This window comes from Streptomyces sp. NPDC001443, from assembly GCF_053597355.1.
The window spans coordinates 137,098-159,360 of the sequence record NZ_JBSFIA010000013.1; the positions used below are offsets into that span (position 1 = coordinate 137,098).

Here is a 22,263-nt window from a genome sequence, read left to right on the forward strand (position 1 = left end):
GGCCCGGGTCCGGGCGGATCCGGACCCGGGGCCCGCCGGGGCTCACTGCTTGCGTGAGTCCAGGTACTGCTGTTCCGCGGGCAGGGCGCGGGCGTCCTCGACCAGCACGGTGCCGCCGGTGGCCTTCGCGTCCGGCTTGGTCACGTAGACGGCCGTGCCCGCCGGGCGCGAGGCGTCGGAGAAGTCCTCCGGGGTGCCCAGGCCGTTGTCCACCGACTTCTGCGCGCGGTGGGCCTTCACCAGCCCCTCCCGGCTGAGGTCCTTGGCCGCGCAGGCGGCCTTGAGGTCCAGGCCCATCAGCTCGGCCGCGTTGTAGCCCGACAGGGTGCCCGCGTCGACCAGCTCCCCCGGGTACTTCTTCTGATACGACGCGACCATCTTGGTGACGGCCGGCAGGTCGGAGCTGACCGGCGGGGCGGCGGTGACGATGTGCAGCATGGCGAGCAGTGCGGGCGCCGCCGGTGTCTTGAGGAGCTGCGGGGCGTAACCGGGCGCGCTGGTGACGACCGGGACCTTCAGCCCGCTCGCGGCGGCCACGCCCACCAGCGAGGCGGTCTGGCCGGGTCCCGCGCTGATCAGGATCGCCTTGACGCCCGCCTTGCGCAACGCGGTGACCTGCGCCGAGAGGTCGGTGTCGGTGGCCTTGATCTTCTGTCCGACGACCGTGAGGCCCGCCTGGCGGGCCGCCCAGGTAGAGCCCTCCAGGGCGTTGCCGCCGTAGTCGCCCTCGAAGTACACATGGCCGATCCGGTCGCCCTTCTTCACTCCCTGGGTGCGGGTGAGGAAGTCGACGGCGCGCACCATGTCGAGGTCGTAGGTGGTGCCGAGCACCTGGACGGCGTCCTTGCCGAGCAGGGAGGCGGCCCAGGCCTGCGGGAAGGTCAGGACGCGGTCGCGTTCGATGTCGTCGAGCAGGGCGGCGACCACGGGCGAGCCGATGACCTGGGGCAGCGCCAGGACGTTCGGGGAGATCTCGGTGTAGGCGGCCACGGCCCTCTGGACGTCGTAGCCGTGGTCCCGGACGACTATCTTGATCTTGCGTCCGCAGATCCCGCCGCTCTTGTTGGTCTCGTCCGCCCACATCTGCTGGGCCTGGACGATGCTCTTGCCGAGGGTGGCGTAGGGGCCGCTCAGGTCGGTGAGGGCGCCGAGCGAGATCGTGTCGGCGGTGACGCCGGGGCCGGTCTTCACCCCGTCCGCGGCGGCCTCCCCGTCCGAGGTCCCGGCCTTGGTGCTGCATCCGACGCCGGCCAGCAGCAGGACGGCGAGGGTCGTGGCGAGTGCTGTGCGTCCCGTGGTGTTCACGAGGTGCGCTCCTTGGGTCGTTGATCGGGTGCGGACGCGTCCGCGGCCGCGGGTGAGGAGGCCGGAGAGGCGGCGGAGGGGTCGGTGGCGGACGAGGTGGCGGGGGCGGACGAGGTGGCGGGCGGCTCCGTCGTGGGCGGGGTACGGCGCCGCCGGACGAGGGCCGTGGCCCGCCGGGCCAGGCCGCTCAGCCCGTCGGGGGCGAAGAGCAGGACGAGGACGACGGCGGCGCCGTACAGATAGCGGGCGGCCTCGGTGGGGCCCACCACGTGGCCGGGCGCGCCGGGCGCCGCGACCAGGGGCAGCTGGTCGGCGTAGCGGGCCATCAGCAGGGGCAGCGCGGTGACGAAGACGGCTCCCGCGACGGCGCCCGCCACCGAGCCGAGTCCGCCGATGACGATCATCGCGAGGTAGTCGATGGACAGGGCCAGGCCGAAGTAGTCCGGCACGATCCGGCGGAAGACGAGCGCGAGCAGGACCCCGGCCAGGCCCGCGTACATGGACGAGACCACGAAGGCGGCCGAGCGCCGACGGGCCACCGGGACGCCCATGACGGCCGCTGCGGTCTCGCTGTCGCGCAGCGCGGTGAGCGCCTGGCCGGGGCGGCCGGCGAGCAGGTTGCGGGCGGCGAACCAGCCGGCGCCCAGCAGCGCCAGCGCGAGGTACCACAGGCGTTCCTCGGCGCCGAACGGCACGCCCAGCACGGTGAGTTGCGGGTCGGTGCCGGTGAAGGTGAAGCCGCCCAGGGACATCGGCGGCACGGACCGTCCGTTGAAGCCGCCGGTGAGGGAGTCGGCGTTGAGCATCACGTGCCGGCCGAGGAAGACCAGGGCGAGGGTCGCCACTCCCAGGTAGACCCCGCGCACCCGGCCGGCCACCGGGCTGAACAGCCCGCCCGCCACCCCGCTCAGGCAGACGGCGAGCACCAGGGCGAGCGGCGGCGGCAGGCCCGGCCCGGGTTCCCCGGCCAGCCACACGTAGCCGTAGGCGCCGACCGCGAGGAAGAAGGCGTGGCCCAGGGAGAGTTGGCCCGCGGTGCCGGTGAGCAGGGTGAGTCCGACGGCGCCGAGCGCGGCGGCCGTCGAGAACAGTCCGACCTGGAGCCAGAACGCGCCCAGGTAGAACGGCAGCGCGCACAGGACGAGCACGGCGCCCACCGCGGCGATACGCCTAGACACGGGCCGCCTCCTTGGTCCCGAAGAGACCGGCCGGCCGGACGAGGAGCACCAGCACCATCACGGCGTACGGCACCACGTCGCCGAAGCCCTCGCCGAGCGCGGAGAGTTCGGACTGGTAGCCGGCCGTCAGCGCCTCGGTGACGCCGATCAGCAGGCTTCCGGCGAGCGCGCCGGGCGGCGAGGCCATCCCGCCGAGGATCGCGGCGGGGAACGCCTTCAGCGCGATCTGTCCGGTCGTGCGCTCCAGACCGGGCGCCGGGAACGCGGCCAGGAACACGGCGGCGAGCGCGGCGAGCGCCCCGGCCAGGCACCAGGCGAGGGTACGGATCCGGGCCAGCCGGATGCCCATCAGGGCGGCGGCCTCCTGGTCCTCGGCGGCGGCGCGCAGCGACAGGCCCCAGGGGGTGAACCGGAACACGGCGAAGACCGCGGCGATGACGACCGTCGACACCAGGATCGAGGCGATCCGGCTGTCGGCGACGGTCACCGAACCGAACCGGGTCACGGCGGAGCCCCAGGGGTCGCCGAGGGTGAGCAGGTCCCCGCCGATGCGGCGGGTGAGGTCGGTCATCAGCAGGATGTCGACGCCGATGGTGACGATGGTCAGCACGTGCGCGGCGGCCGGGTCGACGCGCCGCAGCAGCAGTACGTCGATCAGCCCGGCGGCCGCCGCGGTGGCGAGCACCGCCAGGGCGAGGGCGCCCGCGAAGCCCAGCCGGTCGTGCAGCACGGCGGTCAGGTAGCCGCCGAGCAGCAGCAGCGAGCCGTGCGCGAAGTTCATCACCGCCGAGGCCTTGAAGATGATGACGAAGCCGAGGGCGACCAGGGCGTAGACCGAGCCGAGGGCGAGCCCGTTCAGCACGGTGTCCAGGGCGGTGTTCATACGATGTGCTCCCGGGGGGTGGTCGGGGTGCCGAGGTAGGCGCGGCGCACCTCGGGGTCCTGGCGGACCCGGTCCGGGGTGCCCGCGGCGATACGGCGGCCGAAGTCGAGGACGGTGACCTCGTCGGCCAGTCGCATGACGAGGCCCATGTCGTGCTCCACCAGCAGTACGGACAGGCCCAGTTCGGCGCGGACGGTGCGCAGCACCTCGACGGTGCGGGCGCGTTCGCCGGAGTTCATGCCGGCCACCGGTTCGTCCAGCAGCAGCACCCGGGGTTCCAGGCACAGGGCGCGGGCGAGTTCGACCCGTTTGCGGTCGCCGTAGGAGAGCAGGGCGACCGGGGTGTCGAACAGCGGGCCGAGGCCGGTGAGTTCGGCGATCTCCCGGGCCCGCGCGCGGTGCTCGCGCTGCTCGCGCACGGTGCCCGGCAGCCGCAGGGCGGTGGCGGTGAATCCCGCGCGGCCCAGGGCCTGCCGGCCGAGCATCAGGTTGTCGCCGACGGTGCCGGCCGTGGTGACGATGTTCTGGAAGGTGCGGGCGATGCCGAGCAGCGCGATCCGGTGCGGGGGCAGCCGGGTGAGTTCCCGCTCGCCGAGGCGGATCCCGCCCCGGGTGGGCCGGCACAGTCCGGACACGACGTTGAAGCAGGTCGACTTGCCCGCTCCGTTGGGTCCGATCAGCGCGTGCACGCTGCCGGGCGCCACGGTGAAGCCGACCGAGTCCAGCGCGGTGAGCCCGGCGAACCTGACCGTGACGTCCTCGACGTGCAGGGGCGGGGGCGGGCCGCTCATGGGGCACCCTGCCCTTCGGCAGCCGACGTGGCGGCGGAGGAGCCGTCGGCGGGCGGGGCGGAGCCCGCGGCGACCGAGGTCGATGCCGGGTCCTGGGCCGGGGCCGGAGTTGGGGCCGGAGTCGGGGCCGGGGCCGGGTCCTGGGCCGGGGCCGGGGCCGGGGCCGGAGTCGGGGCCGGGTCCTGGGCCGGGGCCGGAGTCGGGGCCGGAGTCGGGGCCGGAGTCGGGGCCGGGGCCTGGGCCGGAGTCGGGGCCGGGGTCGCCTCCTCGCCCAGGTAGAGGCGGCGTACCGCGTCGGTCCCGGCCAGTTCGGCGGCCGGGCCGGACAGCCGCACCTCGCCGACCTCCAGGACGTACGCCCGGTCGCACAGCGCCAGCGCCATCGCCGCGTTCTGCTCCACCAGCAGGACCGAGGTGCCCTGGGCGTTGATCTCCCGGATCACCTCGGCGATGCGCTCGACCATCAGCGGCGCCAGTCCGAGCGAGGGTTCGTCCAGGAGCAGCAGCCTGGGCGCGGCCATCAGCGCCCGCCCGATGGCGAGCATCTGCTGCTCGCCGCCGGACAGCAGTCCGGCGCGCTGCCTGCGGCGCTCCGCGAGCCGGGGGAAGAGGCCGAAGACCCGTTCCCTGGCGGCCTCGACGGCCGCCGGGGCCCGGCGGCCCAGGCCGAGTCCGCCGGAGCGCAGGTTCTCGTCCACCGTGAGTCCGGCGAACACCCGGCGACCTTCGGGGACTTGTACGACCCCGGCGCGCACCGCGGCCACCGGGTCCTGCCCGTCGAGGCGCAGACCGCCGTAGTGGGCGCTGCCCGCGGTGATCGCCCCGCGATGCAGGCGCAGGGTGCCGGACAGGGAACGCAACAGGGTGCTCTTTCCGGCGCCGTTGGCGCCGAGCAGGGCGACGGCGCCGCCCGCGGGCACCTCCAGGCTGACACCTCGCAACGCGGTCAGGGCACGCCCGTAGGCCACGTCGAGATCACGCACGCGCAGCACCGACGGCCCATCGGGGCGCGGGTCGCCGGGGGACGGTCCGCCCGGCGGGGACACGTCCCGCCGGGTACCGTCCGATGACAGAGAGGGCATCACAACTCCTCGGCTCCGCACGACGCGGACCTACGGGGGAAGTGGCCCTACGAGAGCACGCGCGCCGGACGGCGTACAGCGTGCGGCGGCGGCTCAGGACCCGCTCCCAGCGTCGGCGGCGGCGGGTTGTGCCGCTGCCCAGCGGGCCGCGCCGGCCGGGGTGTCCGGTCCGCCGCGGGCGCCGTCCGGGCCGTCGGTGCCGCGGCGTACCAGGGAGCCGAGCAGGCACAGCAGGAACCCGGCCGGGATGGTGACCGGACCCGGGGTCTGGAGCGGGAACCAGTGGAAGTCGTACTCCGGCAGCAGCGCCACGGGGGTGCCGGAGACCGCCGGCGAGAAGAACAGGAGCACGGCCGTCAGCGCGGGCGCCCCGTACAGGGCGCACAGCGCGCCGCGCGCGGTGCACCACGGCCCGAGGAACGCGCAGACCACCACGGGCAGCAGGGCGGACGCCGCGGTGGCGAAGGTGAAGGAGACGAGCACCTGCGGGTTGCGGTCGTGGGCGGGTATCGACAGCAGCACCGAGACGGCGCCGACCAGGGCCACCGCGCACCGGGCCCGCGTCACCTCGTGGGCGGCCGGGCCGCGTCCGCGCCGTGCGCCGCGGGCCGGGGACGGGAGGTCGTGGGCCAGCGAGGCGGCCGCGGCCAGGGTGATGCCGGCCACGGCGGCGAGCGCGGTGGCGAAGACGGCACAGGCCACGAGCGCGAACAGGACGCTGTCGCCGGCCAGGGCGGGCCCGGGGTCCAGCGCGGTGGTCACCATGAGCAGCGCGGTGCCGCCGGACGGGTCCGCCGCGCGCAGCGCCCCCGGTCCTACGAGGGCGCAGGCGCCGAGGCCGACGACGGCGAGGGCGGCGCAGATCAGGACGACGGACCCGACGGCCCAGCGCAGCGAGACGCGCAACTGCGTCGCGCTGCGCACCGGGTGGAAGCGCATCGTGACGTGCGGCAGACAGGCGGCGCCCAGCACCAGGGTGAGCGAGAAGCCCACGAGGTCGAGCCGGCCCGCGAGGGAGTCGCCGAACTGGAGTCCGGGGCGGGTGAAACCGGGTCCGCCGCGCCGCGCGGCCGCGTCCAGCAGCCCGCCCGGGTCACCGCCGAACCGGCGCAGGACGAGGACGGCGAGCAGGACCACCACGGGTACGACGACGAGGGTCTTCAGGATCTGGACGAACCCGGTGCCCCGCATCCCGCCGAACGCCGAGTAGCAGACCATGAGCGCTCCCGTGGCGACGGTGCAGCCGGTGAGCGCTCCCGCGGGCAGGCCCAGCATCACGGTGGTGATCCGCCCGGCGGCGGAGAGCTGGACCAGGAGCAGCGGGATCAGCACCACGAGGGTGACCACGCCCAGGGCCCGGCGCACGGCGGGCCGCCCGAGCCGCTCGGCCAGCACGTCGCCGAGGGTGTAGCGGCCTGGTCCGCGCAGGGGCTCGGCGAGGATCCGGCCGAACAGCAGCAGGGAGAGCACGGTGGCGCAGGCGAAGAGGACGCCGTCGGCGCCGGTGAGCGCGATGGACCCGGTGGTGCTCAGCAGGGTGGCCGCCGAGAGGTAGTCGCCGGCCACGGCGAGCCCGTTCTGCACCGGGCCGAGGGATGAACTGCCCGTGTAGAACTGCTCCGGCTCGTCCTGGTCGGCCGCCGCGAGACCGCACAGGAGCAGCGAGACGGTGACGAAGGCGAGGAAGAGCACGATCGCGAGCGAGCCGCCGTCGAGGGCGCCGCCGCGGCTCACCTGGTTCTCCCCGGTCCCGCCGCGACCCGACCGCCGGCACGGGCGCCGGGGTCGGTACGGGGATCGGCCGCCCGGCCGGTGGCACGGGCGCGGCGCGGGCAGGACACGGGCGCGGCAGGGCACGGGCCAGACACGGGCGCGGCAGGGCACGGGCCGGACACGGGCGCGGCAGGGCACGGGACGGACGCGAACACGGCAGAGACCGCGCGGCCGGACACGGACACGACGGGACCCGGGACGGACACGAACACGGCAGAGACCGCGCGGCCGGACACGGGCGCGGCGGAGCGGTGCGGGAGGGCGAGTGACATGCCGGTCACGCCACCACGGGGGCGGCCGGTACCCCACCCGCTCACCCCCGACGTGTGCGCGAGCCGTGGCCCGCCGGGCCCGGACTGTGCACCGCCACAGCCCGCTCGCCGCTCGCCCGGGGCGCGGGCAGCCCCGCAGGAACGCCGGACCGTAGGCCTACGCTTCCGCCGGGCCGTCAACCACCGGGTGGAGGACCGACGTTCAGTCTCCGAGGAGGCGGCGGGCGGTCAGCGCGAGCGAGGTGTCGACGACGTCCGCGGGCCGGGTGAGCGAGCGCCCGGTGAGCTGTTCGAAACGGCGCAGCCGGTTGAGGACCGTGTTGCGGTGGCAGTACAGCCGGGTCGCCGCGCGCTGCGCGGAGCCGTCGCTGTCGAGCCACACGCACACGGTGTCCAGCAGCAGGTCCCGGTCGCCCGGGTCGAGGCTCAGCAGCGGACCCAGGACCCGGTGGACCAGCGCCGCGCCCAGGGCGGGCGCGGACACCAGCAGGGCCGCCGGCAGGTGCTCGTCGAGCAGGACCGTGCCGCCGGTCTCCGGACAGGCGCGCAGCGCGGTCTCGGAGAGCCGGCGCGCGTCCCCGACCGCCGCGAGGCCCTCCACGGCACGACTGATGCCGACCCGTGCCCCGACGGGCGCGGTCACCCGGTCGACCAGGTCGGCCGGCTCGCTCTCACCGAGGTGCACGATGGCGTGTTCCGCCTCCGCCCCGGCGTGCCAGTGCGCCCGCATCCCGGGCGGCACCGACAGCAGCGGGGTGCCGGTGTGGGCGGCGGGGTGGGCCGCGGCCACGCTCACCACCGCGTACCTGCCGTGCTCGGGCAGGTCCAGCGCGGCGGCGACGTCCGGCAGGTCGGCGATGCGGGTGGTGCCGTCGAGGAGGGCGGTGGTCATCAGCCGCAGCCGGTTCTCCCGGCGCCAGGCGAGCTGCCGTTCCACCTGCCGGTAGGCGTCGGCGACCAGGGTGCAGTGCTCGTCGACGAAGTTCCACACGTCGGCGGCCACATGCACGAGCAGGCGTACGTCGTCGGGGTCGCGCCGCGCGGCCTCCTCGACGAGACCGCGCCACACCAGGGCGCCGCCGAGCCGGAAGGCGTGCAGCAACGCGTCCAGCGGCAGTCCCTGTTCCGCCCGTTCGGCGCCGATCCGCCACGAACAGCGCCGGGCGGCGTCCCGGGACTCCCTGGGGCGCAGCAGGGAGCCGACGTTGTGGCGCAGGGAGCGGTGCGCCTCCTGCCAGACGCCCGAGGGGTCGGCTTCGAGGGCCGCCCGGTAGGCGGGCTCCTGTTCCCGGAGCACGGTGAGCAGCCGGTCGGTGAGTTCGGGGAGGTCGTCCATCAGGACGGCGGCCGCGCGGTGCAGCACGGCGACGGCGTCCGCGTCGACGCTGGAACGCAGGGGCGGAGAGGGGGGCGGCGGCTCGGGCACCGCCCGGACACGGGCTCGTACGGCGTTCGGCATCGCAGTCCTCCACCGGGTCGGTTCGCACCGGTGCGCAGCTCGGCGTTCGTCCCCCGCCGGCGGCTCCGGAGCAGTCCTTGGTCCCGAAGGATGGCATACCGTCCGGTCGGTCCCCAGGGTGTCGGGCCAAATTCCCCGCCACCCCGGGAATCCCCGCCTCCGACCGCGGGCGGCAGGTGGCGGGTGGCGTACGGCTGCGGAGGCGGCCACCGAGCCGCCCCCGTCCGCCGGATCACCCGCCCCGGCAGGTCACTCGCGCGGCGGGAATCCGTACCGCGCCGGGGCGGGCTCCCCGGGGCGGCGATCGGACACGTCCTCCCGGTCGACGAACCTCGCCAGCTCGATCCGCGAGCGCACCCCGAGCAGCGCGAACACATTGCGCAGATGGTGGTCGACCGTGCGCGGGCTCACCGACAGCCGCATCGCCACCTCACGGTTGGTGGCCCCCTCCGCGACGAACCGGGCGATCCGCAGCTGCTGCGGTGTCAGCCGGACCAGCGGTCCCCGGGGTTCGGCCGCCGGGGCGTCACCGGTGGCGCGCAGTTCGGCCCGTGCCTGCTGGGCCCACGCACCGGCTCCGCAGCGTTCGAACGCGACCAGGGCGTCGCGCAGCCGTCCCCGTGCCTCGCCCGGCCGCCGTCTGCGCCGCAGCCAGTTGCCGAACAACAGCTGGGTACGGGCGCGTTCGAAGTCGCCGCCCACCAGGTCGTGGCGGGCCAGCGCCTCGGCGTAGTGGACCTCCGCCGGGTGGGGGCCGGTGCGGTCGTCGTCGTGGGGCGGGGTGCCGTCGCGGGCCGCGGGCTCCCTCTTGCCCTCGACGGTCTCCAGCAGGGCGCGGCAGCGGGCGAGCAGGGCCGGGGCGGCGGCGTCGATGCCCTGCTCCGCCCAGACGGCGAACTCCTCGACGACCGCGGGCGCGGCCTGCGGCGCGCCGGCCAGTACGGCGGCCTCGACGTAGCACGGCACGGCGAGCATCCGTACCGCGAAGTGGCCGCCGCAGGGGCCGGGGCGCACCAGGGGGCCGAGCCGGGCCGCCGCCTCGGGGGCCCGGCCCCGGCTCAGGTCGCTGCGCGCCAGCGCCCACTGGGCGAGCGACGCGGCCAGGGCGAGGCCGTGCGCGTCGGCGACGGCCGAGCAGGCGGCGGCGTGCTCGGCCACGGTGTCGGCGTCGCCCGCCAGGGAGGCGACCAGGGCCAGGACGGCGTGCTGGTGGGCGGCGATGTTGCGCTGCCCGGTGCGCAGGGCGGCGCGCAGTCCCTCCTCGGCGTGCACCCGGGCCCGCAGGTGCCGGCCGGCCCGCAGCTCGCCGTAGGCCAGCCGCTCCAGCACGAGGGGGACGAGGGTGGCGTGGCCGCGCGAGCGCGCGACCGCCAGCGCCCGCGCGTGCACCCGGCACGCGGCCGCGAGATCGCCCACGACCAGCGCCGCCGCACCGGCGCACACCAGCAGTTCGGGCTCCCCCGCGCGCTCGCCCCGCTCCACGAGCCGCCGCAGCGCCTGTCTGCCCCGCACGGTCCGCCCGCTCAACAGGTCCGTCATCCCGGCGCGGTACTCCGCCGCGAAGGTCTGGGCCGACCAGGCCGAGCCGGCCGCCCGCACGACCGGGAGGGTCTCGGCGGGGGCGGCGGGCAGAACTCTCGAAAGATCCTCGGGGAAGGCGTCGGGGAAAGCTCGGGGAAGGGCCCCGGGAAGGGCCTGGGAGGGGATGCCGGGCAGAGCCCCGGAAGGGGCGGGAAGGGCTCCGGAAGGGGCGGGCGATGCTCCGGAAAGGGCGGGCAGAGCCCCGGAAGGGGCGGGCGATGCTCCGGAAAGGGCGGGCAGAGCCCCGGTCGGGGTCAGGGCGGGCGTCGGCTGCGGCACGGACACCCCGTGGGGGACGGACGGGACGGAACCGCCGGTGATCCGCAGGTAGGACTCCGCGTCGCCCGCGGACCAGGCCGCCTCCATCCCGGCGAGCAGCGCCAGGTCGGTGCGCTGCGCGTCGTAGGGGGCCAGCAGCTCCGCCGCCAGCCGCAGCGCCTCGCAGGCGTCGGCCACGGGCCCGTCCTGGAGTTCGAGCAGCCCGCGGACGAGTTCCGCCCGGCCCCGGACCGCGTCGTGCGCCGGACAGGGCCGGGCCGCGGCCAGCAGTTCGCGGGCCCGCGCGGGACGGCCGGCCAGCCGGGCGTGGTCCGCGGCGGCGGCGAGCCGCGCGACCCTGGCCCCGTCGTGCTCCGTCAGGACGGCCGCGCGCTCCAGGGCCACGGACCGTTCGGCGTGGGGCCGGCCCACGTCGTCCTCCGCGACGGCCGCCAGTTCGGCGGCGAGCCGGGGGTCGGGGCCCGGGGCGGCCAGGGCCCGGTGCACCAGGCGCGGCAGCCGCCGTCGTTCACCGGCCAGCGCCAGCGCCAGCAGCGTGTGGGCCTGTCGGCGGCGGGCGGGTGACACCTCGTCACGGACCGCGCGACGCAGCGGCTCGTCGGCGAACACCACGCGTTCCCCGGCGACACGCAGCACACCGGCGTCCTCGGCCTCGGCCAGTTCCCCGTGCCCGGCCCCGGCGGCGCCCGCCGCGCGCAGGACGAGGAGGAGGTCCGCTCCGTGCCCGTACGGGTCCTGCTCCTGCGCGGCCGCGGCCAGCAGCAGGAGCAGCCGGGTCCCGGACGGCAGGTCGCCGGGGCCCGCTCCGCAGGCCCGTACCAGCACGTCGGGGGCGACGATCGGTCTCGGCAGCGGCAGTTCGCCGCCGAGCTGCCGTGGGCCGAGCCCGGCCAGGACGTCGGTCAGCAGTCGCGGGTTGCCGACCGTCTCGCGGACCAGTTCGCGGCGTACCGCGGGGTCCAGGGGGCACGCGGCGAGGTCGTCCGCCAGGGCCTCGGCCGCCGCCGGGTCGAGCGGGCCGAGGCGGACCAGGGGCAGACCGGCGAGTTCGCCGTCCGGGCGGCCGCGGGCCGCCGCGGACAGCAGCAGGCCGACGGGGCGCGTGGTGTCCAGCCGCCGGGCGACGAACCCGAGGGCCGCGCGGGACGGCCCGTCCCACAGATGTACGTCGTCCACGCACAGCAGCAGCGGCCGCCCCGAGGTCCGCTCGCCCAGCAGTTCCAGCAGCGCGGCCGGCTCCAGCCCGGCCCCGAGGATCCGCAGCGCCCGCAGCGGGGTGGCCACGGCCGCGGAGCTGAGCAGGGCGTGCAGGCCGCCGTACGGGATGCGGCTCTCGGCCCGGGTCGCCCCGGCGTGCCACACGGTGCCCTCGTCGAAGGTGCGGCGGACCTGCGCGAGCAGTGCGGTGCGTCCGAGTCCCGGGGTCCCGGTGAGGACGAGGGCGCCGCCGCGGTCGGCGCGCAGCCGGGCCAACAGCGCTTCTACGGCTTCCAGTTCCGCGCTCCGGCCGTGGAGCCTGGGCGGGCGGAGCGGACGTGGGGGGATCGTCTGTCCGGTCACGGCCGTCACGTTACGACCTCGCGACCGGCGGTGGAACCGGGTGCCCGAGGCCTTCGGCGAGGCCCTCAAGGGCCCTGCGACCTCGGAAAACGCGCCTGCCGGACGCCGCCGCACGCTGGGCGCGCTCCTACCGGACCGGAACCATCCTTGTGCGCCCGCACACCCGCACGCCCGGGATCGGAGCAGGATCAGAGCGGCAGTTGGGCGCGGCGCAGCGGGCCGCTGCACAGGACGACCACTCCGCCGAGGCCGCAGACCGCGGCGCTGGCGACGAAGACGGGGCCGGTGCCCCACCAGCCGATCGCGGCCGCGCTCAGCGGCATGCCGAGCGGGGCGAAGCCGAGGCTGACGATGCCCGCGACGGAGCTGACGCGGCCCAGGTAGGCGGGTTCGGACTGGGTCTGGATCAGGGCGCCGCACAACGCGCCGCTGAGTCCGGTGAGCAGGCCGACGAGGACGGCCACGCCGATGGCCGCGGTCAGGTCGGGTACGAAGGCGAGCGCGCCGACCGCGACCGAGCCGGTGATGATCGCGCCCGCCGCGACCCGGGCCGCGTGCGGCAGCCGCCCGCGTACGGCCAGCAGCAGCGCGGCGATTCCCGCGCCGCCCCCGAACCCGGCGAGCACCCCGCCCATGCCGGCGGCGCCCCAGCCGCGCCGGTCGGCCAGCAGGGTCAGCCCCACGTTGAGCGGTCCGACGAAGCCGAGGTCACCGAGGGCGATGGCGACCAGGAGCGGCGCGAGGACCCGGTGCCCGCGGATGTAGCGCAGGCCCTCGCGTAGATCCCGCCACGGGCTGCCCGCGGCGGCCTCCGCCACGCCGACGGGAGCCCCGGACGTCTCGGTCGCCCCGGCCGTGGCGGACGTCTCGGTCGCCCCGGCCGTGGCCACCGCCGACGCCTCCGGTATCGCAGCCACCGCCGGCACCGGCGTCACCGCGGCAGGCGCCGGGAGGTCCCGGGTCCGTACGGACACCAGCAGCGGGACGGAGAGCGCGATCAGCGCTCCGGCCAGGCCGAACGCGCCGGCGGCTCCGCCCAGGGCCACCCCCAGACCGCCGAGCGGCCCGCCCACGACACCGGCGAAGCGGATGGCGAGACCGCGCAGGCCCTGGACCCGGGCGAGCTGGTCCGGGCCGGTCAGCCGGGCGGGCAGCGCGCCCACCGCGGGCATGAAGACGGCGTCCACGACGCCGAAGACCACGGCGAGCACGACCAGCGGCCACAGCCCGGGACCGGAGACGAGGAGCAGCGCGGCGACCGCGAGCACCGCCGCGCAGCGCACGGCGTCGCTGCCGATGACGACCCGGCGCGGCCCGAACCGGTCGGCGACCACGCCCCCGCCGAGCATCAGCAGGGCGCGCGGCACCGCGCTGACGGCCATCACGAGACCGGCCTGTGAGGGCGTCCCTGCCTGGACGGCGGCCCAGGACAGCGCGAGGTAGTAGACGTTGTCCCCGACCATCGACGCGGTGTAGGCGCCGAGCCAGCGCAGGACGTTGCCGTCGCGGTGGGCCGGCCGGGCGGTGGCGTCGACCGGGGGTGCCAGGGTGGCGGTCAAGGGGGTTGTCCTCTCAGACACGGAACGGGAATCCGTACACATGGACGGCCACGTTCTCGCGGCCCTCGGTGTCGCCGGCCGCCGCAGCCACCCGGCTCCTCTCGTCATACCTGGTCAGCAGGGCGACCAACTCCTGGCGCAGGGCGTCCAGTTCCGTCGGCTTCAGCCGGAGCAGGGACTCGCTGTCGGGGGCGGCGGAGTTCCACTCGGGACCCCAGGTCGAGCGCTCGTCGAGGTAGCGGCGGTACATCTCGGCGCGCTGGTCATGGAAGAGCCGGGTGGCCGCCAAGTGCGCCGCGGCCCGTTCGGGCGCGTCCCGGAAGTCCTGGTCGCGGATGCTCACCCCCTCCGAGGCGGGCTGCCACCACCGCTCCCGGCCGTCCGCGCTCTGCGGCACGGCCTCTTCGATCAGGCCGTGCTCGGCGAGTTTTCGCAGGTGGTAGCTGACCAACGAGACGGCCTCGTCGACCTGCTCGGCCAGCTGCGACGCGGTCGCCCTGTCGGCCACACACAGGCCCCGGTACAGCTTCATGCGCAGCGGATGCGCCAGCGCCTTGAGTGTGCCCACGTCCGTGATGGCACGGTTCTCCTGCCCTGTCATGTACGCCACCGTAGACAGGAAGGAAAAGTTGCGCAATGTTTGTTGCGCAACTTTTCCTTCCTGTCTTGGCGAAGCGAAGCCCCGGCCGCCTCGGCGACCGGGGCCCGAGCCGGACGCTCACGCCGGACGCGGTGTCACCGCACCGGGCGGCCCGCCTCCCGCAGTGCCTGCTTGACCTCGGCGATCCGCAGATCGCCGAAGTGGAAGACGGAGGCGGCCAGCACGGCGTCCGCGCCCGCCTCGACGGCCGGCGGGAAGTCGCCGAGGCGGCCCGCGCCGCCGGAGGCGATCACCGGGACCGTCACGTGCTTGCGGACGGCGGCGATCATCTCCAGGTCGTAGCCGTCCTTGGTGCCGTCCGCGTCCATGGAGTTCAGCAGGATCTCGCCGGCGCCCAGCTCGGCGGCCCGGTGCGCCCACTCGACCGCGTCGATGCCGGTGCCCCTGCGGCCCCCGTGCGTGGTCACCTCGAAACCCCCGGACGGCGTCCGCCGGGCGTCGACCGAGAGCACCAGGACCTGGCGGCCGAAGCGCTCGGCGATCTCCCGGATCAGGTCGGGCCGGGCGATGGCGGCCGTGTTCACGCCCACCTTGTCGGCGCCCGCCCGCAGCAGCTTGTCCACGTCCTCCGCGGCACGCACCCCGCCGCCGACGGTCAGCGGGATGAACACCTGCTCGGCGGTGCGGCGCACCACGTCGTACGTGGTCTCGCGGTTGCCCGACGAGGCGGTGATGTCCAGGAACGTCAGCTCGTCGGCGCCCTCGGCGTCGTACACCTTCGCCATCTCGACGGGGTCGCCCGCGTCGCGCAGGTTCTGGAAGTTGACGCCCTTGACGACCCGCCCGTCGTCCACGTCCAGGCAGGGGATGACTCGGACCGCCAGGGTCATGAATCCACGGCTCCTCTGAATGCTTCTATTTCCACTTCGACCAGGATGCGCGGGTCGACGAAGCCCTCCACGACCAGCAGGGTCGAGACCGGGCGCACCGAGTCGAACAGCTCCTTGTGGGCGCGCCCCACGGCCTCCACGTCCCGCACATGGCTCAGGTACATCCGCGTGCGGATCACCGCGTCGATACCGAGCCCGAACTCGCCGATCGCCTCGACCGCGCCGGTGAAGGCGACCTTGGCCTGCTCGTACGGGTCGCCCTCCCCGTACAGCACGCGGCCTTTGAAGGACGTCGTGCCCGCCACCAGGACGCGGTCGCCCGCCGCGACGGCGCGCGCGAAGCCGAGGGACTCCTCCCAGGGGCTCCCGCTCTGCACCCGCCGCACGGCCTCGGACGTCATGACACGGTGTCCAGATTCACGATGTGGCCTCCAGGGCCTCTTCCAGGGTGAACGCCTTGGCGTACAGGGCCTTGCCGACGATGGCGCCCTCGACTCCGAGGGGTACCAGCTCGGCGATGGCCCGCAGGTCGTCCAGCGACGACACGCCGCCGGACGCCACGACCGGGCGATCCGTGGCGGCGCAGACGTTGCGCAGCAGTTCCAGGTTGGGGCCCTGGAGGGTGCCGTCCTTGGCGATGTCGGTGACGACGTACCGCGCGCAGCCCTCCTTGTCGAGCCGGGCCAGCGTCTCGTACAGGTCGCCGCCGTCGCGGGTCCAGCCGCGGCCGCGCAGGGTCGTGCCGCGGACGTCGAGGCCCACCGCGATCTTGTCGCCGTGCCGGGCGATGACCTCGGCGACCCACTCGGGGGTCTCCAGCGCGGCCGTGCCGAGGTTGACCCGGGTGCAGCCGGTGGCGAGCGCGGCGGCGAGGGTGTCGTCGTCGCGGATGCCGCCGGACAGCTCCACCTTGATGTCCATCGCGCGCGCGACCTCGCCGATCAGGGCACGGTTGTCGCCGGTGCCGAACGCGGCGTCCAGGTCGACCAGGTGCAGCCACTCGGCACCCGAGCGCTGCCAGGCGAGGGCGGCCTCCAGGGGAGAGCCGTACGAGGTCTCCGACCCGGACTCGCCGTGCACGAGGCGGACGGCCTGGCCGTCACGGACGTCGACGGCGGGGAGGAGTTCGAGCTTCGAGGCCATCAGAGGGTTCCGATCCAGTTGTTCAGCAGCTGGGCTCCGGCGTCGCCGGACTTCTCGGGGTGGAACTGCGTGGCCCACAGGGCCCCGTTCTCCACGGCGGCCACGAACGGCTCGCCGTGCGTCGACCAGGTCACCTTGGGCGCGTTCATGGCCGGGTTGTGCGTCTCCAGGGCCCAGTCGTGGACCGCGTAGGAGTGCACGAAGTAGAAGCGCGCCTCCGGGTCCAGGCCGGCGAACAGCTCGGAGCCGGCCGGCGCCTCGACGGTGTTCCAGCCCATGTGGGGCACGATCTCGGCCTGGAGCGGCTCGACCGAGCCGGGCCACTCGTCGAGGCCCTCGGTCTCCACCCCGTGCTCGATGCCCCGCGCGAACAGGATCTGCATGCCGACGCAGATGCCCATCACCGGGCGGCCGCCGGACAGCCGGCGGTCGATGATCCAGTCGCCGCGGGCGGCGCGCAGGCCGTTCATGCAGGCGGCGAAGGCGCCGACGCCCGGCACCAGCAGACCGTCGGCGTTCATGGCGGTGTCGAAGTCACGCGTGATCTCGACCTCGGCGCCGGTGCGCGCGAGGGCGCGCTCGGCGGAACGCACGTTCCCGAAGCCGTAGTCGAAGACCACGACCTTGCTGGGCTTGCTCAATTCCACACCTCCAGCCGTACGACACCGGCCACCAGGCACATGGCGGCGCCGATGGACAGCAGCACGATGAGGCTCTTGGGCATCTCCTGCTTCACGAAGGAGTAGATACCGCCGACGAGGAAGAGCCCGACGACGATCAGGATGGCGGACAGACCGGTCATGGGTTACAGCGCGCCCTTCGTGGAGGGAAGAATGCCGGCGGCGCGCGGGTCGCGCTCGCTCGCGTAGCGCAGCGCCCGCGCGAGCGCCTTGAACTGGCACTCGACGATGTGGTGGGCGTTGCGTCCGTACGGCACGTGCACGTGCAGCGCGATCTGTGCCTGGGCCACGAAGGACTCCAGGATGTGCCGGGTCATCGTGGTGTCGTACGCGCCGATCATCGGCGCCATGTTCTCGGGCTCGGTGTGCACGAGGTAGGGGCGGCCGGAGAGGTCGACGGTGACCTGGGCGAGGGACTCGTCCAGCGGGACCGTGCAGTTGCCGAAGCGGTAGATGCCCACCTTGTCGCCGAGCGCCTGCTTGAAGGCGGCGCCGAGCGCGAGGGCGGTGTCCTCGATGGTGTGGTGCGAGTCGATGTGCAGGTCGCCCTCGGTCTTCACGGTGAGGTCGAACAGACCGTGCCGGCCGAGCTGGTCGAGCATGTGGTCGTAGAAGCCGACACCGGTGGAGATGTCCGTCCTCCCGGTGCCGTCGAGGTCGATCTCGACCAGGACACCCGTCTCCTTGGTCGTCCGCTCCACGCGTCCCACGCGGTTCATGCGCTCTGCTCCTTCAAGGGTGTGGGGGTGGCCCCCACAAGACACTGCACTTCACGGACCGCGTCGAGGAACGCGTCGTTCTCCTGCGGGGTCCCGGCGGTGACCCGCAGCCACCCCGGTACGCCGTTGTCCCGGACCAGGACCCCCCGGTCGAGGATCTGCTGCCAGACGGCGTGGGCGTCCTCGAACCGCCCGAACTGCACGAAGTTCGCGTCCGACTCCGTGACCTCGTAGCCGATCGACCGGAGCTCGCGGACCAGCCGGTCCCGCTCCTCCTTCAGCCGCTCGACGTACTTCAGCAGGGTGCCGGTGTGCTCCAGGGCCGCCAGCGCGGTCGCCTGGGTGACGGCCGACAGGTGGTAGGGCAGCCGGACCAGCTGCACGGCGTCGACCACCGCCGGGTGCGCGGCGAGATAGCCCAGGCGCAGCCCCGCCGCGCCGAAGGCCTTCGACATGGTGCGCGAGACGACGAGGTGCGGCCGTCCTTCGAGCAGCGGCAGCAGCGAGGCGCCGTGGCTGAACTCTACGTACGCCTCGTCCACGACCACGATCGACGGCTTGGCCGCCTGCGCGGCCTCGTACAGCGCGAGGACCGTCTCGGGCGGGACCGCGTTGCCGGTGGGGTTGTTGGGGGTCGTGATGAACACGACGTCCGGCCGGTTCTCGGCGATCGCCCGCTCGGCGGCGGCGAGGTCGATCGTGAAGTCCTCGTTGCGCGGGCCGGAGATCCAGCCGGTGCCGGTGCCGCGCGCGATGAGCGCGTGCATCGAGTACGACGGCTCGAATCCGATCGCCGTACGGCCCGGTCCGCCGAAGGTCTGGAGCAGCTGCTGGATGACCTCGTTGGAGCCGTTGGCGGCCCAGACGTTCGCGAGGCCGACCCGGTGGCCGCCGGTCTCCGTCAGGTACTCGGCGAGCCTGGTGCGCAGCTCGACGGCGTCCCGGTCCGGGTAGCGGTTGAGGTCCCGGGCGGCCGCGCGCACCCGCTCGGTGATCCGCTCGACCAGCACCTCGGGCAGCGGGTAGGGGTTCTCGTTGGTGTTCAGCCGTACGGGCACGTCGAGCTGGGGCGCGCCGTAGGGGGACTGGCCGCGCAGCTCGTCGCGGACGGGGAGATCGTCGATTCCGAACGTCACTTTCCGGGCACCTTCCAACCGAACCTGGCCTTGACCGCCGCGCCGTGCGCGGGCAGGTCCTCCGCCTCCGCCAGCGTCACCACGTGATGCGCGACCTCGGCCAGCGCGTCCTTCGTGTAGTCGACGATGTGGATGCCGCGCAGGAACGACTGCACGGACAGGCCCGAGGAGTGGCAGGCGCAGCCGCCGGTCGGCAGCACGTGGTTGGAGCCGGCCGCGTAGTCGCCCAGCGACACCGGCGCCCAGGGGCCGACGAAGACCGCGCCGGCGTTGCGCACCCGGTCGGCCACGGCGGCGGCGTCGGCCGTCTGGATCTCCAGGTGCTCGGCGCCGTAGGCGTCGACCACCCGCAGGCCCTCCTCGACACCGTCGACGAGCACGATCGCCGACTGCCTGCCCTTGAGCGCCGGCAGGATCCGGTCGTCGATGTGCTTGGTGGCCTCGACCTGCGGCCGGAGCTCCCGCTCCACCGCGTCCGCCAGTTCGACCGAGTCGGTGACGAGGACGGCGGCCGCGAGCGGATCGTGCTCGGCCTGGCTGATCAGGTCGGCGGCGACGTGCGCCGGGTCGGCCGTGGCGTCCGCGAGGATCGCGATCTCGGTCGGTCCGGCCTCGGCGTCGATGCCGATCCTGCCCGTGAAGAAGCGCTTGGCCGCGGCCACCCAGATGTTGCCGGGGCCGGTGACCATGTTGGCGGGCGGGCAGGACTCGGTGCCGTACGCGAACATCGCGACGGCGGTGGCGCCGCCCGCCGCGTACACCTCGTCGACGCCGAGCAGGGCGCACGCGGCGAGGATCGTGGGGTGCGGCAGCCCGCCGAACTCGGCCTGGGCCGGCGAGGCGAGCGCGACCGAGGGGACGCCGGCCTCCTGCGCGGGCACCACGTTCATGATCACGGAGGAGGGGTAGACGGACCGGCCGCCGGGCGCGTACAGCCCGACCCGGTCGACCGGCACCCACTTCTCGGTCACCGAGCCGCCGGGCACCACCTGGGTCGTGTGCGTCGTACGGCGCTGGGCGCGGTGCACGAGCCGGGCGCGCCGGACGGACTCCTCCAGGGCCGCGCGCACGGCCGGGTCGAGCTGTTCCAGCGCGTCGGCCAGCGCCTGCGCCGGGACGCGCACGGACTCCAGGCGTACGCCGTCGAACTTCTCGGCGAAGTCGATCAGTGCCGCGTCGCCCCGATGATGCACGGCCTCGCAGATCGGACGCACCTTCTCCAGGGCGGCCGAGACGTCGAAGTCGGCTCGGGGCAGCAGGTCGCGCAGGGCGGGGCCCTCGGGGAGGGCGTCGCCGCGCAGATCGATTCGGGAGATCACGGACTCAATTCTCGCAGACCCGGATCGGACGCCGTCCGCGCGTATCAATGGCTGATACAGAGCGGCGGCCCGGGCAGGTGGCGCATTCCGCCCGAACCCGGAAGATCCCCTTCACGTCCTGCGTTCGGCGCGTCACTCAGCGGGCATCAACGCCTGGCGGCGAAGCGACCCGCGAGTAGCCGGGCAGGGAGTGAAGAACCGTGACCGAGGGGACCCAGACCCGCACCGGGGATCTGCCGGACGATCTGACCGCCGCCGAGGCCGGCATGTGGCAGTCGTTCCGCAACGGCACCGTGTACGACCTCAGCAGCGGGGACACGGCCGTCGACGATCCGCACGGGGGGCACCCCTGGGGACCCGAGCGGACCGTGCGGGCCCGGATACTGGCCTGGCTGCTGCTGGACGGGCCGCCCGCGCTGGCCGGGCGGGTCGCGTCGCTGAAACTGTCCGGGGTGCAGATCAGCGGCGTGCTGGATCTCGCCGGCGGCACGGTGGTGCCGTACATGGAGCTGAAGAACTGCCGCTTCGAGCGGGAGGTGCTGCTGCCGGAGGCCCGCTTCACGACCGTCCGCCTGGTGAACTGCGCGGTGCCGCGGCTGGAGGCGGCCCGGGTGCACACCGAGGGCGACCTGCATCTGCCGCGCTGCCGCTTCCACCAGGGGGTCCGGCTCACCGACGCGCACATCGGCACGGACCTGCTGCTCAACCAGGCCGTCGTCGACCGGGACCGCAGCGGCCGTTCGATCGCCGCCGACGGCATGTCGGTGGGGCAGGATTTCCAGGCCGAGCTCCTGGAGTCGCACGGCGAGCTGAGTCTGCGCGCCGCGACGGTGGGCGTGTCGCTGAGCCTGCGCGGCGCGCGGCTGGCCAACCCGTACACGCGGTTCGCCCTGAACGCGCCCCAGCTCACCGTCGGGCGCACGCTGTACCTGACCCCGGCGGGCGTGGGCGCCCAGGTGCCGGACGGCGCGACCCCGCCGCAGGGCACGCGGGTGCAGCGGTTCGAGTGCCGGGGCGGGATGCGGCTGGACGACGGGCGGTTCGGGGACGCGGTCGACCTGGAGCGGGCCCGGTTCCTGCTCACCGACGACCAGGCGCTGTCGCTGCTGCGGGTGCAGACGCCCGAGCTGCGCTTCCTCGGGGAGCGGCCGCAGCGCGGCACGGTGGTGCTGTCGGGGGCGCGGATCGTCAACCTCGTCGACCGGGCGGCGAGCTGGCCGGGCCCCGGGCGGCTGCACATGGGCGGTTTCTCGTACGAGAACCTCGTGCCGCACGGCCCCTTCCCGCTGACCGAGCGCCTGGAGTGGGTGGCCGCGGCGACCGCCGAGTACAACCCGGAGCCGTACGAGCGGCTCGCGGCCGTGCTGCGCGAGAGCGGCGAGGACGAGGACGCCCGCGAGGTGCTGCTCGCCAAGCAGCGGCACCGCCGGGAGACCCTGCCGCCGGCCGCGAAGCTCTGGGGGTACGCCCAGGACTGGACGGTCGCCTACGGCTACCGGCCGGGCCGGGCGGCGGTGTGGATGGCGGTGCTGTGGGCGGCCGGGACGCTCGCCTTCGCCCGTGCCGGGCGCCCGCCGGTCAACGGCGACGGGAACCCGGAGTGGGACCCGGCCCTGTTCGCCCTGGACCTGCTGCTGCCGGTCGTCGACCTGGGGCAGGTCGGCCTGTGGCAGCTCGACGGCAGCCGGCAGTGGCTGGCCGCGGCGATGGTCCTGCTCGGCTGGATCCTGGCCACGACGGTGGCGACGGGCGCCACCCGAATGCTCCGCCGCAGCTGAACCCGCCATGGCGGGGCGGCGCCCGGACCCGGGCACGGGGACCTCGGACACGGGGACCCCCGGACACGGGGACCTCAGACACGGGGATCCCCGGGCACAGGGACCCCGGGGCCCGACGGCCGCAAGACGCGCGCGGGGGGCGCGAAGCGGGCCGGGTGGCGGGGGTCGCCCGGTCCCCCGTACGGCCCACCGGGGCGTGGTGGAGCCGGCGGGTGGCGGGGCTCGCCCGGGATCGCCCGGTCCCCCGTACGGCCCACCGGGGCGTGGTGGAGCCG

Annotated in this window: 18 protein-coding genes and 1 pseudogene; 1 reads left to right on the forward strand and 18 read right to left on the reverse strand. The window is 74.8% G+C overall.

The genetic code is table 11. The features are described 5' to 3' along the window. Positions 1-42: 42 nt before the first annotated feature. From ACWC24_RS16590 to hisD, 18 genes and pseudogenes are all read right to left on the reverse strand, one after another. On the reverse strand, positions 43-1,305 hold the full coding sequence (locus tag ACWC24_RS16590; protein WP_450663535.1) for an ABC transporter substrate-binding protein: 1,263 nt from the start codon (positions 1,303-1,305) through the stop codon (positions 43-45). Further along, on the reverse strand, positions 1,302-2,483 hold the full coding sequence (locus tag ACWC24_RS16595; protein WP_450663536.1) for a branched-chain amino acid ABC transporter permease: 1,182 nt from the start codon (positions 2,481-2,483) through the stop codon (positions 1,302-1,304). The genes ACWC24_RS16590 and ACWC24_RS16595 overlap by 4 nt, the downstream gene beginning before the upstream one ends. Further along, on the reverse strand, positions 2,476-3,366 hold the full coding sequence (locus tag ACWC24_RS16600) for a branched-chain amino acid ABC transporter permease (protein WP_450663537.1): 891 nt from the start codon (positions 3,364-3,366) through the stop codon (positions 2,476-2,478). Before ACWC24_RS16600 ends, ACWC24_RS16595 begins: the two co-directional genes overlap by 8 nt. Next, positions 3,363-4,157: an ABC transporter ATP-binding protein gene (locus ACWC24_RS16605; RefSeq protein WP_450663538.1), complete on the reverse strand. Its 795-nt coding sequence runs from the start codon at positions 4,155-4,157 to the stop codon at positions 3,363-3,365. The genes ACWC24_RS16600 and ACWC24_RS16605 overlap by 4 nt, the downstream gene beginning before the upstream one ends. 260 nt (positions 4,158-4,417) lie before the next feature. Then, a pseudogene (locus ACWC24_RS16610) lies at positions 4,418-5,239 on the reverse strand (ABC transporter ATP-binding protein); the annotation flags it as partial. A 93-nt stretch (positions 5,240-5,332) separates the two neighbouring features. Next, positions 5,333-6,973 carry a sodium/solute symporter gene (locus ACWC24_RS16615; RefSeq protein WP_450663539.1) on the reverse strand — a complete coding sequence of 547 codons (1,641 nt, stop codon included), beginning with the start codon at positions 6,971-6,973 and terminating at the stop codon, positions 5,333-5,335. 513 nt (positions 6,974-7,486) lie between these two features. Next, a complete protein-coding gene (locus tag ACWC24_RS16620) occupies positions 7,487-8,743 on the reverse strand; it encodes a PucR family transcriptional regulator (RefSeq protein WP_450663540.1) in 1,257 nt (418 codons plus the stop codon). A gap of 249 nt (positions 8,744-8,992) precedes the next feature. Beyond that, entirely contained in the window at positions 8,993-12,163 is a 3,171-nt protein-coding gene (locus tag ACWC24_RS16625) for a LuxR C-terminal-related transcriptional regulator (RefSeq protein WP_450663541.1), read from the reverse strand. A gap of 188 nt (positions 12,164-12,351) precedes the next feature. Then, positions 12,352-13,722, reverse strand: a complete 1,371-nt coding sequence (locus ACWC24_RS16630; RefSeq protein ID WP_450663542.1) for an MFS transporter — start codon at positions 13,720-13,722, stop codon at positions 12,352-12,354. A 13-nt stretch (positions 13,723-13,735) separates the two neighbouring features. After that, positions 13,736-14,323, reverse strand: a complete 588-nt coding sequence (locus tag ACWC24_RS16635; RefSeq protein WP_450663543.1) for an ArsR/SmtB family transcription factor — start codon at positions 14,321-14,323, stop codon at positions 13,736-13,738. Positions 14,324-14,457: 134 nt separating this feature from the next. Next, on the reverse strand, positions 14,458-15,213 hold the full coding sequence (gene hisF, locus ACWC24_RS16640) for an imidazole glycerol phosphate synthase subunit HisF (RefSeq protein ID WP_450663544.1): 756 nt from the start codon (positions 15,211-15,213) through the stop codon (positions 14,458-14,460). Beyond that, positions 15,210-15,614: a RidA family protein gene (locus ACWC24_RS16645; RefSeq protein WP_450663545.1), complete on the reverse strand. Its 405-nt coding sequence runs from the start codon at positions 15,612-15,614 to the stop codon at positions 15,210-15,212. Before ACWC24_RS16645 ends, hisF begins: the two co-directional genes overlap by 4 nt. A 16-nt stretch (positions 15,615-15,630) precedes the next feature. After that, entirely contained in the window at positions 15,631-16,356 is a 726-nt protein-coding gene (priA, locus tag ACWC24_RS16650; RefSeq protein WP_450663546.1) for a bifunctional 1-(5-phosphoribosyl)-5-((5-phosphoribosylamino)methylideneamino)imidazole-4-carboxamide isomerase/phosphoribosylanthranilate isomerase PriA, read from the reverse strand. Beyond that, positions 16,356-17,003, reverse strand: coding sequence for an imidazole glycerol phosphate synthase subunit HisH (gene hisH / locus ACWC24_RS16655; RefSeq protein WP_450663547.1), 648 nt, complete (start codon positions 17,001-17,003; stop codon positions 16,356-16,358). Before hisH ends, priA begins: the two co-directional genes overlap by 1 nt. After that, positions 16,994-17,158, reverse strand: a complete 165-nt coding sequence (locus tag ACWC24_RS16660) for a hypothetical protein (RefSeq protein ID WP_450663548.1) — start codon at positions 17,156-17,158, stop codon at positions 16,994-16,996. The genes hisH and ACWC24_RS16660 overlap by 10 nt, the downstream gene beginning before the upstream one ends. Positions 17,159-17,161: 3 nt before the next feature. Then, positions 17,162-17,755 (reverse strand): imidazoleglycerol-phosphate dehydratase HisB, encoded by a 594-nt coding sequence (gene hisB, locus ACWC24_RS16665; RefSeq protein WP_152893722.1) that lies wholly within the window; start codon positions 17,753-17,755, stop codon positions 17,162-17,164. Then, the gene (locus ACWC24_RS16670; RefSeq protein WP_450663549.1) at positions 17,752-18,891 is read right to left on the reverse strand and encodes a histidinol-phosphate transaminase; all 1,140 of its coding nucleotides are present in this window, start codon (positions 18,889-18,891) and stop codon (positions 17,752-17,754) included. The genes hisB and ACWC24_RS16670 overlap by 4 nt, the downstream gene beginning before the upstream one ends. Then, on the reverse strand, positions 18,888-20,210 hold the full coding sequence (gene hisD, locus ACWC24_RS16675) for a histidinol dehydrogenase (RefSeq protein ID WP_450663550.1): 1,323 nt from the start codon (positions 20,208-20,210) through the stop codon (positions 18,888-18,890). Before hisD ends, ACWC24_RS16670 begins: the two co-directional genes overlap by 4 nt. A 200-nt stretch (positions 20,211-20,410) precedes the next feature. On the opposite strand from hisD, the gene ACWC24_RS16680 reads away from it, so the two are divergent. Continuing rightward, a complete protein-coding gene (locus ACWC24_RS16680) occupies positions 20,411-21,988 on the forward strand; it encodes an oxidoreductase (protein ID WP_450663551.1) in 1,578 nt (525 codons plus the stop codon). Positions 21,989-22,263: the final 275 nt, after the last annotated feature.

Excerpts from the sequence above, each read along its gene's own strand:
- ACWC24_RS16600 (WP_450663537.1), bottom strand. The coding sequence starts at position 3,366 with ATGAACACCGCCCTGGACACCGTGCTGAACGGGCTCGCCCTCGGCTCG.
- hisB (WP_152893722.1), bottom strand. The coding sequence starts at position 17,755 with ATGAACCGCGTGGGACGCGTGGAGCGGACGACCAAGGAGACGGGTGTC.
- ACWC24_RS16660 (WP_450663548.1), bottom strand. The coding sequence starts at position 17,158 with ATGACCGGTCTGTCCGCCATCCTGATCGTCGTCGGGCTCTTCCTCGTC.
- ACWC24_RS16620 (WP_450663540.1), bottom strand. The coding sequence starts at position 8,743 with ATGCCGAACGCCGTACGAGCCCGTGTCCGGGCGGTGCCCGAGCCGCCG.
- hisF (WP_450663544.1), bottom strand. The coding sequence starts at position 15,213 with ATGACCCTGGCGGTCCGAGTCATCCCCTGCCTGGACGTGGACGACGGG.
- ACWC24_RS16635 (WP_450663543.1), bottom strand. The coding sequence starts at position 14,323 with ATGACAGGGCAGGAGAACCGTGCCATCACGGACGTGGGCACACTCAAG.
- priA (WP_450663546.1), bottom strand. The coding sequence starts at position 16,356 with ATGGCCTCGAAGCTCGAACTCCTCCCCGCCGTCGACGTCCGTGACGGC.
- ACWC24_RS16605 (WP_450663538.1), bottom strand. The coding sequence starts at position 4,157 with ATGAGCGGCCCGCCCCCGCCCCTGCACGTCGAGGACGTCACGGTCAGG.
- ACWC24_RS16645 (WP_450663545.1), bottom strand. The coding sequence starts at position 15,614 with ATGACGTCCGAGGCCGTGCGGCGGGTGCAGAGCGGGAGCCCCTGGGAG.